The organism is Alteromonas sp. CNT1-28, from assembly GCF_022348345.1.
GTDB classification, from domain to species: Bacteria; Pseudomonadota; Gammaproteobacteria; order Enterobacterales; family Alteromonadaceae; genus Alteromonas; species Alteromonas macleodii.
In genome coordinates, this window is record NZ_JAKREZ010000006.1 from 243,366 (window position 1) to 259,801 (window position 16,436).

The 16,436-nt window shown below is 45.2% G+C and carries 20 protein-coding genes; 6 read left to right on the top strand and 14 right to left on the bottom strand.

All coding sequences use genetic code 11. From position 1 onward, the window contains the following. Positions 1–225: 225 nt before the first annotated feature. The 5 genes from petA to MHN02_RS05820 all read left to right on the top strand — a co-directional run bounded on the left by petA (position 226) and on the right by MHN02_RS05820 (position 4,126). Positions 226–858 carry a ubiquinol-cytochrome c reductase iron-sulfur subunit gene (gene petA / locus MHN02_RS05800; protein WP_014948331.1) on the top strand — a complete coding sequence of 211 codons (633 nt, stop codon included), beginning with the start codon at positions 226–228 and terminating at the stop codon, positions 856–858. Between the two features lies 1 nt (position 859). Then, positions 860–2,125 carry a cytochrome bc complex cytochrome b subunit gene (locus MHN02_RS05805; protein WP_014948332.1) on the top strand — a complete coding sequence of 422 codons (1,266 nt, stop codon included), beginning with the start codon at positions 860–862 and terminating at the stop codon, positions 2,123–2,125. Then, positions 2,122–2,856, top strand: a complete 735-nt coding sequence (locus MHN02_RS05810) for a cytochrome c1 (RefSeq protein WP_014948333.1) — start codon at positions 2,122–2,124, stop codon at positions 2,854–2,856. The genes MHN02_RS05805 and MHN02_RS05810 overlap by 4 nt, the downstream gene beginning before the upstream one ends. Before the next feature lie 167 nt (positions 2,857–3,023). Then, complete coding sequence (sspA, locus tag MHN02_RS05815; protein WP_012517332.1) at positions 3,024–3,656, top strand: stringent starvation protein SspA; 633 nt, start codon at positions 3,024–3,026, stop codon at positions 3,654–3,656. After that, positions 3,653–4,126, top strand: a complete 474-nt coding sequence (locus MHN02_RS05820) for a ClpXP protease specificity-enhancing factor (RefSeq protein WP_014948334.1) — start codon at positions 3,653–3,655, stop codon at positions 4,124–4,126. Before sspA ends, MHN02_RS05820 begins: the two co-directional genes overlap by 4 nt. Positions 4,127–4,322: 196 nt before the next feature. On the opposite strand, the gene MHN02_RS05825 is transcribed toward MHN02_RS05820, so the two are convergent. Beyond that, positions 4,323–5,171 (bottom strand): spondin domain-containing protein, encoded by an 849-nt coding sequence (locus MHN02_RS05825; protein WP_239245042.1) that lies wholly within the window; start codon positions 5,169–5,171, stop codon positions 4,323–4,325. A gap of 12 nt (positions 5,172–5,183) precedes the next feature. Further along, positions 5,184–5,999: a spondin domain-containing protein gene (locus MHN02_RS05830; protein ID WP_014948336.1), complete on the bottom strand. Its 816-nt coding sequence runs from the start codon at positions 5,997–5,999 to the stop codon at positions 5,184–5,186. A gap of 220 nt (positions 6,000–6,219) precedes the next feature. Here MHN02_RS05830 and MHN02_RS05835 point away from each other — a divergent pair, with 220 nt between their 5' ends. Then, complete coding sequence (locus MHN02_RS05835; protein WP_239245044.1) at positions 6,220–6,972, top strand: response regulator transcription factor; 753 nt, start codon at positions 6,220–6,222, stop codon at positions 6,970–6,972. Positions 6,973–7,023: 51 nt separating this feature from the next. Here the strand turns inward: MHN02_RS05835 and mgtE are convergent, their stop codons facing one another. The 12 genes from mgtE to MHN02_RS05895 form a co-directional block, all read right to left on the bottom strand. Next, entirely contained in the window at positions 7,024–8,382 is a 1,359-nt protein-coding gene (gene mgtE, locus MHN02_RS05840) for a magnesium transporter (RefSeq protein WP_014948338.1), read from the bottom strand. Between the two features lie 174 nt (positions 8,383–8,556). Further along, positions 8,557–8,829: an HPr family phosphocarrier protein gene (locus tag MHN02_RS05845; RefSeq protein ID WP_014948339.1), complete on the bottom strand. Its 273-nt coding sequence runs from the start codon at positions 8,827–8,829 to the stop codon at positions 8,557–8,559. Then, entirely contained in the window at positions 8,829–9,674 is an 846-nt protein-coding gene (gene rapZ, locus MHN02_RS05850; RefSeq protein ID WP_014948340.1) for an RNase adapter RapZ, read from the bottom strand. Before rapZ ends, MHN02_RS05845 begins: the two co-directional genes overlap by 1 nt. An 84-nt stretch (positions 9,675–9,758) precedes the next feature. Further along, a complete protein-coding gene (gene ptsN / locus MHN02_RS05855) occupies positions 9,759–10,202 on the bottom strand; it encodes a PTS IIA-like nitrogen regulatory protein PtsN (protein ID WP_014975727.1) in 444 nt (147 codons plus the stop codon). A gap of 13 nt (positions 10,203–10,215) precedes the next feature. Further along, a complete protein-coding gene (gene hpf, locus MHN02_RS05860; RefSeq protein ID WP_012517338.1) occupies positions 10,216–10,503 on the bottom strand; it encodes a ribosome hibernation promoting factor in 288 nt (95 codons plus the stop codon). A gap of 30 nt (positions 10,504–10,533) precedes the next feature. Next, positions 10,534–12,015 (bottom strand): RNA polymerase factor sigma-54, encoded by a 1,482-nt coding sequence (locus MHN02_RS05865; protein ID WP_014948342.1) that lies wholly within the window; start codon positions 12,013–12,015, stop codon positions 10,534–10,536. Between the two features lie 73 nt (positions 12,016–12,088). Further along, a complete protein-coding gene (gene lptB / locus MHN02_RS05870) occupies positions 12,089–12,814 on the bottom strand; it encodes an LPS export ABC transporter ATP-binding protein (RefSeq protein ID WP_014948343.1) in 726 nt (241 codons plus the stop codon). A 2-nt stretch (positions 12,815–12,816) separates the two neighbouring features. Beyond that, the gene (lptA, locus tag MHN02_RS05875; protein WP_014948344.1) at positions 12,817–13,371 is read right to left on the bottom strand and encodes a lipopolysaccharide transport periplasmic protein LptA; all 555 of its coding nucleotides are present in this window, start codon (positions 13,369–13,371) and stop codon (positions 12,817–12,819) included. Further along, positions 13,340–13,918, bottom strand: a complete 579-nt coding sequence (gene lptC, locus MHN02_RS05880; RefSeq protein WP_014948345.1) for an LPS export ABC transporter periplasmic protein LptC — start codon at positions 13,916–13,918, stop codon at positions 13,340–13,342. Before lptC ends, lptA begins: the two co-directional genes overlap by 32 nt. Beyond that, positions 13,915–14,463: a 3-deoxy-manno-octulosonate-8-phosphatase KdsC gene (gene kdsC, locus MHN02_RS05885; RefSeq protein ID WP_156077933.1), complete on the bottom strand. Its 549-nt coding sequence runs from the start codon at positions 14,461–14,463 to the stop codon at positions 13,915–13,917. Before kdsC ends, lptC begins: the two co-directional genes overlap by 4 nt. Next, positions 14,464–15,444, bottom strand: coding sequence for a KpsF/GutQ family sugar-phosphate isomerase (locus tag MHN02_RS05890; protein WP_061094262.1), 981 nt, complete (start codon positions 15,442–15,444; stop codon positions 14,464–14,466). 2 nt (positions 15,445–15,446) lie between these two features. Further along, positions 15,447–16,403 (bottom strand): calcium/sodium antiporter, encoded by a 957-nt coding sequence (locus MHN02_RS05895; RefSeq protein ID WP_014948348.1) that lies wholly within the window; start codon positions 16,401–16,403, stop codon positions 15,447–15,449. Between the last annotated feature and the right edge of the window lie 33 nt (positions 16,404–16,436).

Sequence of the window (16,436 nt, forward strand, 5' to 3'; positions counted from 1 at the left end):
GAATTAAATTATCGCTTAAATATCAGTAAAACCTTGTGTTTATAAGGGCTTTTCTTTTATCATTTGCGGTCGAAAATTTTGAAAACTTTCGTGACTTCGTAAATCAGTAAATTTTTGCTGTTACGTCGCTGTCATGACAAGCCATATGATGCATGACGCAAGCGTGATAAAACCAGTATAAGCTTGGGTTACACATCATAATTATCCAAACCTGGAGAAATGTGGATGAGCAATGTATCTGTAGATGCAACAGAGTCTGCACACAATGAAAACCAGCCAGAAAACAACACTCGTCGTCGGTTCTTGACCGTTGCCACGTCGGTAGTTGGTGGTGTAGGTGTCGTTGGTGCTGCTGTGCCTTTTATTGCGTCCTGGAATCCAAGCGCCAAAGCGAAAGCCGCCGGTGCTGACGTTGAAGTAGATATCAGCGGGATTGAGCCTGGACAGTTAGTACGTGTGATGTGGCGAAGCAAGCCTGTGTGGATTGTACGTCGTACGCCTGAAATTCTTGAAGAACTAGGCGCGCACGAAGATAAGCTGAAAGATCCTAACTCTGAAGCTGAGCAGCAGCCTGCCTTTGCTCAAAACCGTTTCCGTTCAATGAAGGAAGAGTACCTTATCCTTGTTGGTATCTGTACTCACCTGGGTTGTTCTCCACAGCATCTTAAAGACGGTGCATTTGAAGAAGTGGTTGAAGGCGTTCCAGATGGATTCTTCTGCCCGTGCCACGGTTCGAAATTCGACATGGCTGGACGTGTATTCCAAAACGTTCCTGCACCGTTGAACCTGGTTGTACCGCCATATCAATTCGTTGATGACAATAACATCATCATCGGTTCAGAAGCGGAGGCCGTGTAATATGAATGCTTTCCTAGGTTGGATTGAAGAACGCATCCCAATGATGCGCGTTGCGAATATGCACGCTCTTCAATATCCTGCTCCAAAGAACATGAACTTCTGGTATGTGTTCGGTTTTCTAGCAACTATCGTTTTGGTCAACCAGATTGTTACTGGTATTTGGTTGACCATGAACTTCGTTCCATCTTCAGAAGGCGCATTTGCTTCTGTTGAATACATCATGCGTGAGATCGACTACGGTTGGATCATTCGTTACATGCACAGTACTGGCGCATCAGCGTTCTTTATTGTGGTATATCTACACATGTTCCGTGGCATGATTTACGGCTCTTACCAGAAGCCTCGTGAGCTTCTATGGGTGTTTGGTATGTTTATTTACCTAGCGCTTATGGCAGAAGCTTTCATGGGTTACGTTCTACCTTGGGGACAAATGTCTTACTGGGGTGCGCAGGTAATTGTATCACTATTTGGTGCTATTCCTGTTGTTGGTCCTGACCTTGTTATTTGGCTACAAGGTGACTACGTTATCTCTGGCGCAACACTAAACCGCTTCTTCGCATTACACGTTATTGCGTTGCCGTTGGTTATCGTTATTCTTGTGTTTCTTCACATTATTGCACTTCACGAAGTGGGTTCTAACAACCCTGATGGTATCGCTATCAAGCACAAGAAAGGTTCACTACCTGAGTCTGAAAAGACGAAGTATGAAATTCATGAATACTACACAAGCAAGTACGATATTGCTGACGATGTACTACCGTTCTTCCCACACATCGTACTTAAAGACCTTGTGGCGTTCTGTGTATTCTTAGCATTGTTCACTTACGTGCTGTTCTTTGCCCCTGAAATGGGCGGTAAATTCCTAGAGCACCCTAACTTTGAAATTGCTAACCCACTTAAAACACCTGAGCATATCTTCCCTGTTTGGTACTTCACACCGTTCTACGCAGTACTAAAAGCGGTTCCTGATAAGCTATTCGGTGTATTAGCGATGTTCGGTGCAATTGCTGCGCTATTTGCTCTACCTTGGTTAGACCGTGGTCGTGTTAAGTCATGGCGCTATCGTTGTGGCCTACACAAAGTGAACCTTATCGTGTTTGCAATTGTGTTTATCTTCCTAGGTTACCTAGGTGGTACGCCACAAGAAAACTGGAAAATCATTGCGTCGCAAGTTGCAACGGTAATGTACTTCGGTTTCTTCGTAGCACTGTTCTTGTACAGCAAAAACGAAAACACTAAACCTGTGCCAGAGAGGATTTCTAAATGAAAAAAATGATGTGCTTTTTAGCCTTCTTCCTACCTGGCGTAGCGCTTGCGGCAGGCGGGAACGTACACCTAGATAAAGCCCCTATCGATTTAACCGATAAGGCGTCTTTACAACGCGGTGCACAATTGTTCATGAACTACTGCTTAGGCTGTCACTCAATGAAGTATCAGCGCTATCAGCGTTCATTCCAAGACTTGGGTATTCCTGACGAACTAGGTCAAGAATACCTGCAGTTCACGGGTGAAAAAGTGTCTGACTACATCACTCGTGCAATGCCAGAAGAAGCCGCTGCTGGCTGGTTCGGTGCTGCTCCACCAGACCTAACGCTAGTGGCTCGTGTTCGTGGCGAAGACTGGATTTACACTTACCTGCGCTCTTTCTATGTTGACGAAAGCCGCCCATTTGGTGTGAACAACACAGTATTCCCAGAAGTAGGTATGCCACACGTACTTCAACCACTTCAAGGTACACCAACACGTACTTATGAAGAGCAAATGGTTGATGGAGAGATGGTTAAGCGTTATGTAGGCATTAAGTCAGATGGTACTGGTGCAATGTCTCCTGACGAGTACGACCAAGCTGTTGCCGATATCGTGAACTTCCTAGAGTACACAGGTGAGCCTTCTAAACTTGAATCTCACAAAATCGGTAAGTGGGTACTTATCTTTATCGCAGTATTGTTTGTATTTGTTTACTTACTGAAGAAAGAATACTGGCGAGAAGTGCACTAATCGCACAGATTTATGTATAATATGAAAAGGGGGCTTCTCGCCCCCTTTTTTGGTATTTACTCGTGCTATCTGAAAATCCTAGTAAATAGGGTCTTCAGGTAGCACGAGTTAACGTAATAAGCTTACCGTTTGTAAGCGTAAACTTGTTTCTCGACGGAGGAAATTGAATGGCCGTAGCCGCGAATAAACGTTCTATTATGACGTTGTTCTCTGACACAATTGATATTTATAGCCACCAGGTGCGTATTGTGTTGGCAGAAAAAGGTGTGGGTGTTGAAATCAGCTACACAGATCCTAGCAACTTGTCTGAAGATCTGTTGGAGCTTAACCCTTACGGTACTGTTCCAACTCTAGTTGATCGCGAGCTTGTACTTTACAAGTCGCACATCATCATGGAATACCTTGATGAGCGTTTCCCTCATCCACCACTTATGCCGGTTTACCCAGTATCACGTGGTCAGAGCCGCCTTATGATGCACCGCATCGAGCAAGACTGGTACTCGCTTGCTGCCCGTATTTTCCGTGGCGAAGGTGATGTAGAAGCAGCACGTAATGAGCTGCGTGAAGCTTTGCTATCTCTTGCGCCTGTATTTGGTGAAATGCCTTACTTTATGAGCGAAGAGTTCAGCTTAGTTGATTGCTACCTTGCTCCGCTATTATGGCGTTTACCTGCACTAGGTATTGAACTAAACGGTGCTGGCAGCAAAGAAATTAACGCTTACATGAACCGTATTTTCTCTCGTAGTTCATTTAAAGCGTCTTTGACTGACCAAGAGCGTGAGATCCACAACCCGCTATGACATCTATGACGTCAAACCAGCCCTATTTGCTTAGGGCTTTTTATGAGTGGATTGTTGATAACGACTTAACGCCGTACATTGTGGTAGATGCAACCAACGAGTTGGTTGAAGTGCCGCAGGAATTCGTTAAAGACGGTCAGATCGTTTTAAACGTATCACCTAGTGCGTGTGTTAACTTTTCTCTTGATTTAGATGGCTTATCGTTTCAAGCGCGCTTCTCTGGGCAACCTAGAAGATTAAGTATGCCTTGTGAAGCGGTAATGGCTATTTACGCAAGAGAAAATGGTGCAGGTACGGTATTCGCCACTGAAGAAGATGTGGCTCGTGCGCAGCAAGAGCGTCCAGAAACATCTGAAGATGTTTCTCAACCTAGCGGCCCGACGTCGCTGGAAGATGCTGATGCAAGCGACGTGAAAGACGCACCTGTTCCACCTAAAAAGGGTAAACCTACCCTTAAAGTTATTAAGTAGCTTATTAAGTAACTTATTAAATAGCTTATCAAATAATGTAATAGCCTGGTTTTGTGAAGTTTATCTACTCAGCAAAGCCAGCGCTTATCTTTCTTATTCCCGTTAAGTTTTATCTCCGTTTCCCCTTCGCACAAAAGTAAAAACACCCCATTACCTGAGTAATAGGGCGCTTTCAGGTGGTACTGCGTTTGACCATTTAACGGGTTCGGGTTATCACCACGCGGCTCGTTGGGAAATCAAAGCGATGGGCCTCGGTTAGTACCGATGTGGATAGACCCTCACGGCTTGGATCGTCAGCGTTTGCACTAGTGACTACACCTTGGTGAAGTCTTACTGCATCGGCAAGATCATCCCTCACCACATCATAGCCCGCAGCTTCTCCGCCGCCACCCGCTGCACTAGCGGCAGGGCCTGGCATAGTAGCTGCGGTTTCTGTGTTTGCTTCTGTACCCGCATCCCAAGTCACTGTCATGAACGTTTTTATATCACCAACCGCCATGTTGCTTACATTCGCAGCGTTTAAGCCGGTGAATGCGTCGTTGGTGTTGACCAGCATGGTCGTTACCGTAAGGCGCAGGTCGTCAGCATCGAGTTCTGGAACCACTAGAGTTAGTTCTGCGCCCATTGAGCGAGGACCCAATATGCCCCCAGAGTTTTGCGCATCCAAAAAGTCCGTGGAGTCCATGGCTTCAGTAATGACCATAGACGGGTCACCGCCTTCAGCCATTATTTCAATGCCCATGCTGGCTGGCTCGCCTTCATTAAATGAATGGAAGCCTAACTCATGCAATATGACGGCGGCAGGTGCAAAGGGCTGAGAGTAGGTTAAATTGGTAATTTGTACGGTATAAACCGCTGAATTACCATTAATACCGTCTTGTCCGTCCGAACCGTCCTGGCCATCCGTACCATCTTGTCCGTCAGTACCTGCTTCCCCCTGCGGACCCGCTGGTCCTTGAGGGCCTGTATCACCATCGTCGCCGCAGGCAGCAAGAAGCGCTGAAAGCATCAATAATGTACTGAGTTTAATTATTGGATTATTCATCGTATTGGCTCCTTAAGATGCAGGAACAGTAATAACTACACGTGCTACTGGGTTCAACCAACGGTGTACGGTAGAGTCCAGATCACTGGCACCAGCGGCGCTATCAGTATCACCAAGCGCATTGCGGTGGATGTGTACTGGGCCATCTTCACCATCTTCAATTTCGCCATTAACGATTTGTGCACCCACACCCGTGCCACCTGTACCCAAATCAACAATACGAGTGGGAGCGCCGCCACCGGCAACACCCGGTACGCCATATCCACCCAGCGCGTTTCCGGTCCCAGCTTCAACAACATCTGTACGGGCACTATTTAATTCATCATTAAGCTCAGTACCGGCGTCGTATGCATTAAGGTAATAAGTGTAGGTACCCGGCTCGGTTGGAATTTCAATACTGTCCATACCAACAAAAGCGTCGTTAGTAGGTATTAGCATGGAAAGTAGCGAAAGATATGGCTTGTCCATAGTATCGAAGGGATAGCTTAACGTAGCTTTCGGCGCGAGAAGTCCGCCAAAACGGTGCCACGTATTTGAACCATTGTCGGTATCAACAGGGCCGAGTAACGCTTCAAAGTTTGCGCCGCTTGAATCAGCATTTTGTTCGTCGTCAATAACACCAGCTTCAGCTAACCACGCTAAAGCTGACGACGCAGGTTGCCCAACTTCAAAGGCATCGACGGTGTCATCGTGAGCTATGACTAAGCGCGGCGTAAAACTCTGCGCCTGAGTCAGGTTGGTAATTTCAACGTCTAAAGTGACAGCTTGGCTTACTGATACTGCTGCTAGCGACAAAAGCGTTGCGCTAGCAAGTTTAGTGAATTTCATTTTATTGTCCTTATTTATGGCTTAAATCGCATAAAAATTTAGGGCAGTAAAATGTCCAATTCATCACAGAACTTTCACAAAACGCACACAGATTCGTCTCAATAAATAACAGTGCTGTTATAAATTCTGAATTTATATTTTTTAAAAAAATTGTAATCACTGTGAAAGAAAACCACGATCACACTGGTCTTGTTTTTTATTGGCGAATTAGGAGCGAGATATGATCCTTATCATCTACAGTGGAAATAAGTTTCAACAGAACATATCGCAATGCTTAAGTAAGCATAGCTTTCTTTACGACGCAGTCTCTAATTTTCAATCCGCAGAGTCGCTGCTTAAGGCGCAGCATTATTCGCTCGTTATTGTTGAGTCGCATGGAAATATTATCTGTCTTAATCGTATAAAAGGCCTTGTTGATACGAACCCCGAAAGTTGGGTGATGGCAGTGGAAAGTGACGCGATGACAGACGATGTGGCCGACGAAGAGGTAGATGAAGCAAACTACTATGAAGTAGGCGTAGATGATTATCTATCAGGGCCATTTGATGCACGCATGTTTACTGCCCGTATTCGCTCCCATATGCGTAGGAGTATGCCTAGCCAAGCACATTTAAGACCATCTCAAGGTAGTGAAGAGCGCATCGAAATAGGACCCCTTAAAATCGACCAGCGTTTTCATAGCGTAACCCTAAATGGCCAAGTGCTAACGTTAACGGCTAGGGAGTTTGCGCTACTGGATTATTTTTGTCGTCATCCAAACCAAGTTTTTTCTCGCAATCAATTGCTCAGTGAGGTGTGGGGCTATAACCACGAAGGCTACGAGCACACGGTGAATACCCATATAAATCGGTTACGCACTAAGCTTGATAAAATCAACAGTATTGAAAATGGCGGACAGCTAGTAGAAACCGTCTGGGGTGTGGGTTACAAGCTGAACGTCAATGGATATATAGAGAAAGCGCTTATTGCATGAGTGTTGTTTAGCTCACCCATGCCCTATCAGGCATGAGAGTTCAAAATTAACTTAAATTAGAAACAGCGTCGCAGTACCTAAGAAAGCAAAAATACCCACTACATCGGTTATCGTAGTTAAGATAACACTGCCAGCTAGGGCAGGGTCTATCTTAAGACGCTTCATGATCATAGGTAAGGTTGCGCCCGCTAAAGCAGCTGCAATCATGTTTACCATCATGGCAAAGGCAATAATTACGCCCAGCATGTAATCTTGTTTCCATAACGCGATGACAGAGGCAATAAGCACCGCCCAAATGGCACCGTTTAAAAAGCCGATGGATATTTCTTTACTGATAAGCCATCGTGAGTTACTCGCGTTAACATGGCCTAGTGCCATACCGCGAATAACTAGCGTTAGCGTCTGATTACCCGCTACACCGCCCATACTGGGGACAATGGTATTTAATATAGCTAACACAGCCAGTTGGCTGAGCGTTGCTTCAAATAGATCACTCACCATCGCAGCCATTAGCGCCGTCACTAAGTTTACCGCCAGCCACACCGAGCGTCGTTTGGTACTTTGCATAACGGGTGCAAAGGTATCTTCGTCGTCATCAAGACCCGCCATACTCATCATCGAGTGCTCGGCGTCCTCACGAATAATATCAACCACGTCATCAATGGTAATTCGGCCCACTAAGCGATGGTTTTCATCTACAACAGGTGCTGAAAGCCAATTGTATCGCTCGAACAGGCTTGCGACTTCATCGTCTGGCATATTCACAGGAATCGCTTCAGATTCCTCGTCCATAACGTCAGACACTTTATCGTCGGTATCTGCGGTGAGTAAACGGGTAACCGGAACAATACCAACAAGGTTGTCAGTTCGGTTTACCACGTAAAACGTATCCGTATTCTCAGGTAGCTCACCTTTTAAGCGGATATAGCGCAGAACCACGTCAATGGTCACATCTGGACGTAATGTGATGGTGTCGGTGTTCATGATGAAACCAGCGGTTTCCTCACCGTAAGACAGCGCTTGCTCTGCGCGCACGCGATCTTGTGCATCCATCGAATCTAGAATATCGGCCAATACTGGCTCGGGAAGGCTGCTTAGCGTCTCTGCTAAGTCATCGGTATCCATCTCTTCAAGTGCGTCAACCACATTAGCGGGAAGCATTTTTGTAATGATACCGTTTCGAACATCGTCAGACAGTTCTTCTAAAATGTCGCCGTGAAAGTCACCATCAATGAGCTCCCATAATTCGTCACGGGTTCTGCTTGGGCTAGATTCAAGAATGTGGGCGACGTCTGAAGGCGGTAATTCAAGCAGAAGCTTACGTACAGATACGAATTGACCGTTGGTCAACGCAGCGTTGAGTGCGCGTAACTGAGTTTGTACGTATTTAGAAACAAGCGCTTCTGCCATAAGGCGTTATTCCTACAAGCTAAAAGATGAACAATGCAGGCCATAGAGCCTAAGTGGGCGTAGAATATCGCAATTATGATGAGTCTGTCATGATAATTGCGTAGGTTTTGCGCAGGATTTTAAGATAACTGCGCTAAGTGTTGATTAATTGGTCAATGGATTGGGCAAGTAAGACTATTCGTCTTCGTTAAATCTGCCCTCAATAAGCTCTTCAATAGCAGCAAGTGCATCAACAGCATCACTGCCGTCCACAATCACATCTACCTGTTCACCTTGATGGCTTTCAAGCATCATTAATCCCAATACACTGCTTGCGTCTGCTTCTTTATCGCCTTTTTTTAAGATGATTTTAGCGTCGAATTGATTAGCCAGTTTAACCAGTTGGGTCGCCGCTCTTGCATGCAACCCTAACTTATTGACGATAGTTAGCGTTTTTTGAATAGTCATTACTGATTCAGCTCTCTATGGCGAATTTGTACATCAGGGTGTATTTCACTGAAGGTTTTCGACAGGGTCTGTGCGATATAAACCGAACGGTGTTGGCCACCAGTACAGCCAATGGCTACGGTTACGTAACTTCTGTTATTGCGCTCTAAATGAGGCAGCCATGTCGTTATTAAATTCTGAATTTGCCAAATGAACTTGGTCACTACAGGCTGCGACCCCAAAAATACTTCTACTGGTGCGTCTAATCCGGTCAGATGTTTAAGGTCGGGCTCCCAGTGGGGGTTAGGTAAAAAGCGGGCATCAAAAACGTAATCCGCATCTTTAGGAATACCGTGCTTAAAGCCAAACGACTCAAACACAAGCACAAGGCGTGAGCTTTTCTTACCCAGGATACGCTCTCGAATTAACTCAGCCAGTTGGTGAATGGTAAGCTTATCTGTGTCTAAATATAAATCTGCGCGTTCAGCAATAGGAGCAAGTAGGGCAGACTCGGCTTTAATGGCTTCTGAAAGCGATTTATTAAGCTTGGCGAGAGGGTGAAGACGACGTGTTTCGCTAAAACGCTTAACCAGTACATCATCGCTCGCGTCAATGTAAACAATGGTCATCGACCACGAAGAAGGCAGGTAGTCTAGAATTTCTACCAAATCGTCAGGATTTTTAGGTAAGTTTCTCACATCGATACTTACCGCAACCTGATCGTACTCGTCAACAACTGTATGGGTTAAGGTGGGAAGTAAGTTTACCGGGATATTATCAACACAGTAATAACCTAAATCTTCCAATGCGCGAAGTGCGACAGACTTACCAGACCCCGAACGACCACTGATTATTATCAGCTTCACCTACTTTCTCCCTAATACTCTGGTTTTATCACATACGCCTTGTTGAATTAGGCGCCCACTAAACGGTTAATAGGCGCTTAATGTTTAACTTAATGCAGATAGAATATCGTCGCTTGTCGTTGCGCGACGTATTGCTTTAATCGTTTCTTTGTCGCTTAGTTTACCAGCCACGGTGGCCAGCGTTTGAAGGTGTCCTTCGGTCTGTTCCTCGGGAACGAGTAGCGCAAAAAAGATGTCTACGGGTTTCTCGTCAAGGGCGTCGAAGTCAATTGCTGGCGTGCTGGTTACAACAATGGCAATCACTTTCTCGAGGCCCGGCAGGCGCCCGTGGGGCAGGGCGATACCATTGCCAATGCCTGTACTACCCATACGCTCTCGAGCCATCAAACTGTTGAGTACCGTTGCCTGATCAATGTTCTCGTTTTGCTTGGCAGCGATATCAGCGATGATCTCAAGAATTCGCTTTTTACTATTACACTGAACCGCACACTCGGTGCGGTCCAGACTTACGATGGCTTGTATATCCATGCTTAATTAACTACTAATGTTTTTTCAGTTTTTCCTTATGCTTGATTACCTGCCGGTCGAGTTTATCAACCATGCTGTCAATCGCCGCATACATGTCGGTATTTTCTGAGGATGCGAATACTTCAGCGCCACTTAAATGAACGGTCGCTTCGGCTTTTTGATTTAATTTTTCAACGTTCAGGATGACATGCACATTAGAAATGTGATCAAAGTGACGTTCAAGTTTGCTGAACTTCGTATCGACATAATTACGCAAAGAGTCGGTGATTTCGACATGATGACCAGTAAGGTTGATTTGCATATTTCGTCTTCCTTATATTATTAAGCCCGATTAAATAAGGCTTTTGCGTTGGTTCGACGGCGGGATCGACAACGATTCCCGGTACTTTGCTATTGTTCGCCGGGCAACTTTAATGCCTTGTTCGGCCAACAATGAAGCAATCTTGCTATCACTTAGCGGCTTGCTAGGCTTTTCAGCGGCCACTAATTTCTTGATCAATGCACGAATCGCTGTAGATGAACATTCACCACCAGACTCTGTTGCAACGTGGCTTGAGAAGAAATACTTCAATTCGAAGATTCCACGTGGCGTATGCATGTACTTTTGCGTTGTCACTCGCGAAATAGTGGATTCGTGCATATCTACCATTTCTGCGACATCATTTAGCACCATTGGTTTCATCATTTCCGGGCCGTGCTCAAAAAAGCCCATTTGCTGCTGCACAATGCAGTTTGCAACCTTCATTAAGGTTTCGTTACGAGATTCAAGGCTCTTTATGAACCACTTAGCCTCTTGCATGTGTGAGCGGATGAATTGTGAATCGCTACTATTCTTGGCACGGCGACTCATTGCAGCGTATTGTTGATTTACGCTTAATTTAGGCAGACTGTCGGGGTTCAGCTCAACCACCCAACGGCCATTTTTCTTGGTTACTGAGACATCAGGAATAACGTACTCAGGCTCTTTAGTAACTAAAGCACTACCTGGGCGAGGATTCAAGGTTTGCAGTAAACGCATTGCCTCGCGTAGCTGATCTTCTTTCAATCGGCTTTTACGCATAAGCGTACGATAGTCTTTGCTGCTCAGTAAGTCAGAGTACTCTTCAATTAGTTGCTTTGCTTCAGCAAGCCACGGTGTGTCTTCTGAAAATTGGCGCAATTGCACCATCAAACATTCTTGTGGAGAGCGTGAGCCAGAACCAATAGGGTCGAACATCTGAATGCGCTTTAGCACACATTCTATTTCGTCCATTTCAATCGGCTCTTCCATATCATCATCGTTAACCGCTTCTAAAATATCATCAAGGGTAACGGTTAAATAACCTGACTCGTCAATAGAGTCGATGATTGCTGTAGCGATTGCGCGATCGGTATCCGAGAAATGGGTAAGGCGCATTTGCCAAAGAAGGTGCTCTTGAATATCTTCAGTAGTCTCACCTTGGAAGATTTGCTCGTCGTCATTGGATGGACCCGGAGCAGGCGAAGATGAAGCAGAATAGTATTCGTCCCATGTGCTGTCGATTGGCAGCTCATCGGGAAGATCGTTTTTCTCAAGTGCATCGCCGGCTTCTAGTGTGTCACTAGATGCAGAAGCAGTGGCCTCAGAGCCGCTGTCATCGTTGTCGATATTGTTCTTTTCTAGTTGCGGCTCGTCGTTACCTTCTTCAACTTCTAATAGCGGATTAGAATCGAGCGCTTCTTGGATCTCTTGTTGAAGATCAAGTGTAGAAAGCTGCAGCAGTTTAATGGCCTGCTGAAGCTGTGGTGTCATGGTAAGTTGTTGGCTAAATTTTAGCTGTAAAGATGGTTTCATCTACGTCTTATTTAAATGCTCTAAATTGAATATACCAGAGCGAAACTGAAAAATGACAATTCGGTTACATTAACTATAGCCTGAATTGTTCGCCTAGGTATACATCCCTTACTTTTTGATTACTTAAAACCTGTTCCGCCGTTCCTTGCGCAATAAGCTCGCCATGACTCACAATGTACGCCTTTTCACAAACATCCAATGTCTCTCGTACGTTATGGTCTGTGATAAGGATTCCAATACCCCTATCGCGAAGATGTTGTATTATCTTCTTTATATCATTAACTGATATTGGATCAACACCAGCAAATGGTTCGTCTAACAAAATAAATTGCGGTTTTGCTGCCAGAGCGCGGGCAATCTCAACGCGTCGGCGTTCGCCCCCTGACAAACTCATCCCCGTACTATTACGTATATGGTTAATATTAAATTCATCAAGTAGCGCATCAGCTTCTTCTTCTTGCTGTTGTGAATTTAAATCTTTACGGGTTTGCAAAATGGCCATGATATTTTCATGCACTGTGAGCTTTCTGAAAATAGAGGCTTCCTGCGGTAGGTAGCCAATTCCGCGGCGTGCGCGCTCGTGCATGGGCTGATGAGTTAGCTCATTGTCGTCGATTTCAATCTTGCCTTTATCCAGATTCACTAAACCAACAATCATGTAGAATGTGGTGGTCTTACCAGCGCCATTTGGGCCAAGAAGACCAACAATTTGACCCGTTGAGACAGACAGACTTACATCTCGAACAACCTGTCTTGACTTGTAAGCCTTAGCAAGATTTTTAGCGCTCAAAGTTGCCATTGCTATTCATTGCCCTCGTTGTCTTTTTTGTCTTTCTTAGACGAAGTTTTGCGAATGGTCTCAGGTGTGAATACTGTGGTCACTCGACCCTCACCATCCTTACCTGCGCCGCCAGTCGCTAGCAATTGCTCGGTAATCATATCGAACGTGATGTTGTCACCCTGTACTTTACTGGTGTCTTGTTTCAACTCTGCGTTTCCGGCAAGAGAAATCGTTCGGTTCACCACTTCATAGCGTATTTCATTAGCTTTTGCCGAAACTGGCGTGCCGTCTTCCAATTGCTGGGAATAGCTTGCAGGCTTTCCTCTAGCAATAAATATTTCACGACCACCACCGTCAGTGGCAATTACTTCCACTTCGTCAGCTTCAATAACCAAAGAGCCTTGAGTTATGAGTACGTCGTCTTTGTACAACGCGGTTTTATTTTTACCGTCGATAAACTGGGTGTTCGAGCCTATTTTTATGGGCTGCGAAAAATCATCTTCACTGGCGTGTACCGCACCGCTAGCGATGGCAAGCAATAAACTAGTTGCTAGGGGAATAAGTGGTTTGTACATGATCTAAAAGCTCGTATTCTTGTGTGCGTAAATTCGCGTTAAACCCATTACTTAAAATGACATATTGGGTGCCCAGTATTTCAACGGGTTGGTCAGATGTCATTTGCTTGGTTTCTAAATTAATTTGAATGTACTCGGTCGATATACTTCTGACAAAGTCATCGCCAGTTTGGTTCTCAATATTAACTTGGTTTTCCAGCTGGATTAGCTCGTTATTGTATAGTGTACCTTCATCAGCGGTTACCACCCATGGTGATGACGCGTTTTCTGTATAAAGGGTGTATTTAGGTTGCTGAAACAATACAAAGCCAAGCTGGTCGTAATGCTCCATCGACTCTGCAAATACTTTGTGATTTAACTCACCGTCTTGATTGTACAGCGTAGTGGTTAGATTTTTTGCTTTGTAGGCGGGCTTTAGCGCATCGTTTTCACGATTTCCCTGCGTTTCAGGCTGCTCTTCCATCCACGTAGGGATGTACATCAGCATCGCCAGAATAAATAGCGCTGATATACTTAATCCTAAGCGATTAAAGCCAAACAGGCTCATACACTAGCTCCAAAAATCTCATTTGCTACCCCTTTGGCCTGCAAAATGGTATCCGATATTTCTCGGACCGCGCCAAACCCACCGGGAAGGGTCGTAATCCAGTTTGCTTGTTTTGCTACGTAAGGATGGGCATCGGCAACCGCAATTTTAACTGAAACGTGCTTGTACATACCCGTATCTGGCATGTCATCACCTACCGCAGCCACTTCGTCAGTGTTTAACTCAAGGTGTTTCATCAGGTCGCTAAGCGCGTCTGCTTTATTCTCTTCGCCTTGAATTATATGTGCAACATTCAGTGCCTTCATTCTATTTTCAACAATGGCAGAGCGACGTCCAGTAATTACCGCGACATTCACTCCATTGCTCACTAGCGCTTTTACACCATATCCATCACGGGTATGGAATGCTTTAAGTTCTTCACCGTCGTTACCTAAGTAAATTCGACCATCTGAGAACACACCATCAACGTCGCATACCAGCAACTTTATCTTGGCTAGTTTTGCGAAAAGCGAGTCATTTATTTCCGTGTACAAGGTGGTTGTCATTTAAAGCACTCCTGCTTTTAATAGCATATGCATGTTAAAGGCCCCAACAGGTTTGCGCTTATCGTCAGTAACCATTAACGCACTAATTTTATGGGTTTCCATCAAATTCAGGGCTTCTACAGCCAGCTGACCTGCGGTGGTAGTCTTGCCGCCTTTAGTCATTACTTCTTCTACTGTCGCACTGTGTACGTCTACGCGGGCATCGAGAATTCGTCGTAGGTCGCCATCCGTAAAGACGCCTGTCAGCGTACCGTCTGCCGCTATCACGCCTGTCATACCCAGTCCCTTTTTAGATATTTCCAGCAGTGCGTCAGCAACAGAAGCACTGGCATGGACAAGGGGGATATCACTGCCGCTTTGCATGATATCGCTAACTTTAAGCAGAAGTTTTCTGCCTAAACTACCGCCTGGGTGCGAAAGCGCAAAGTCATCTGAGGTGAAACCTTTTTGGTCGAGCAGTGCTACCGCAAGCGCATCACCCATAACCAGTGTGGCAGTTGTGCTTGACGTAGGAGCAAGACCTAGCGAACACGCTTCTTTTTCAACGCTGATATCAAGTACGACATCTGCGTGTTGCCCTAATGAACTGGAAGCACTGTTGGTCATGGCGACCACCTGTATGCCTAAGCGCTTAACTACGGGCAATAAGTTAACGAGCTCGTTAGTCTCGCCAGAATTAGAGATGGCGAGTAAGACATCGCCTTTGCTTAGCATGCCCAAGTCGCCATGGTTGGCTTCACCAGGGTGCATGAAAAATGCAGGAGTACCTGTACTGGCAAGCGTAGCGGCAATTTTATTTCCGATATGCCCAGACTTTCCCATACCACTCACGACAACTTTACCCTTGCAGGCAAAGAGAATATTACAGGCAGCGATAAATTCATTGTTTAAACGCTCTGCCAGATTAGCAATAGCTTGAGTTTCAATTTCAATAACGCGCTTTGCTGAGTCGATATAGTTCATCTGAGTTTGTGTATTCATGATTATCCGAATAGCCAGAATTGATAGCCGATAAAGCAAGCCAGAAGTATGAATCCATTTGTTCTTGATATTGTACGTTTGCCGATTAAATCGAAGCTGAACAAGAACAATAATAATGTTAAACCAAGCATTACGTACATATCTCGGTTGTAAACGTCAGGGTCCAGGATACCAGGCGCGATTAACCCAGGCATGCCAAGTACGGCAAGTAGGTTGAAGATATTTGAGCCGATGATATTACCCAGTGCTAAATCGTCTTCACCTTTCAGTACACCCGCAACACTTGCTGCTAGTTCAGGTAGACTTGTACCAAACGCAATAATCGTTAGTCCGATAACCAAATCCGAAATGCCCATGTATCTGGCAATTTCTACTGCTGAGTTCACCAAAAAGTGAGCACTTAATGGCAGTATTACAAGGCCTACACCAATCCAAATGAGGGCTGACGTATTTGAAACGCCTTTGGGGATTTCATCTGCGGTTTCCGCAACCAGAGGATCTTCTTTATCTACCTGTAGCGACAACCACGCCATCATTGCCAGTACGAAAATGAACAGGCCTAGTAGGATAATGCCTTCATAAGACTTAAGTTCACCGTCAAACATAAAGCCAATGGCAATCAATGAGATGATAAGGAGTGCTGGAAGCTCGCGCTTTAATGTTGTAGATGAAACAAGCAATGGTTTCACTAGCGCGGTTATACCTAAAACTAGCGCGATGTTCGTGATGTTAGAACCTAGCGCGTTACCCACGGCGGTGTTCATATTGCCATTTGCGGAGGCTATGGCGGAAACCACAATTTCAGGTGCCGAAGATCCCATAGCGACAATCGTTAGTCCGATCATCATTGGAGAAATGCCGATGTTTTTTGCTAATGCTGAGGCGCCATATACAAACCGGTCAGCGCTCCAACTCAGTACAATCAGCCCAACAAGAAAAATGACAATGTTTAAAAGCACAACAACCTGTAATAGAAAGTATTTCGCTAGATT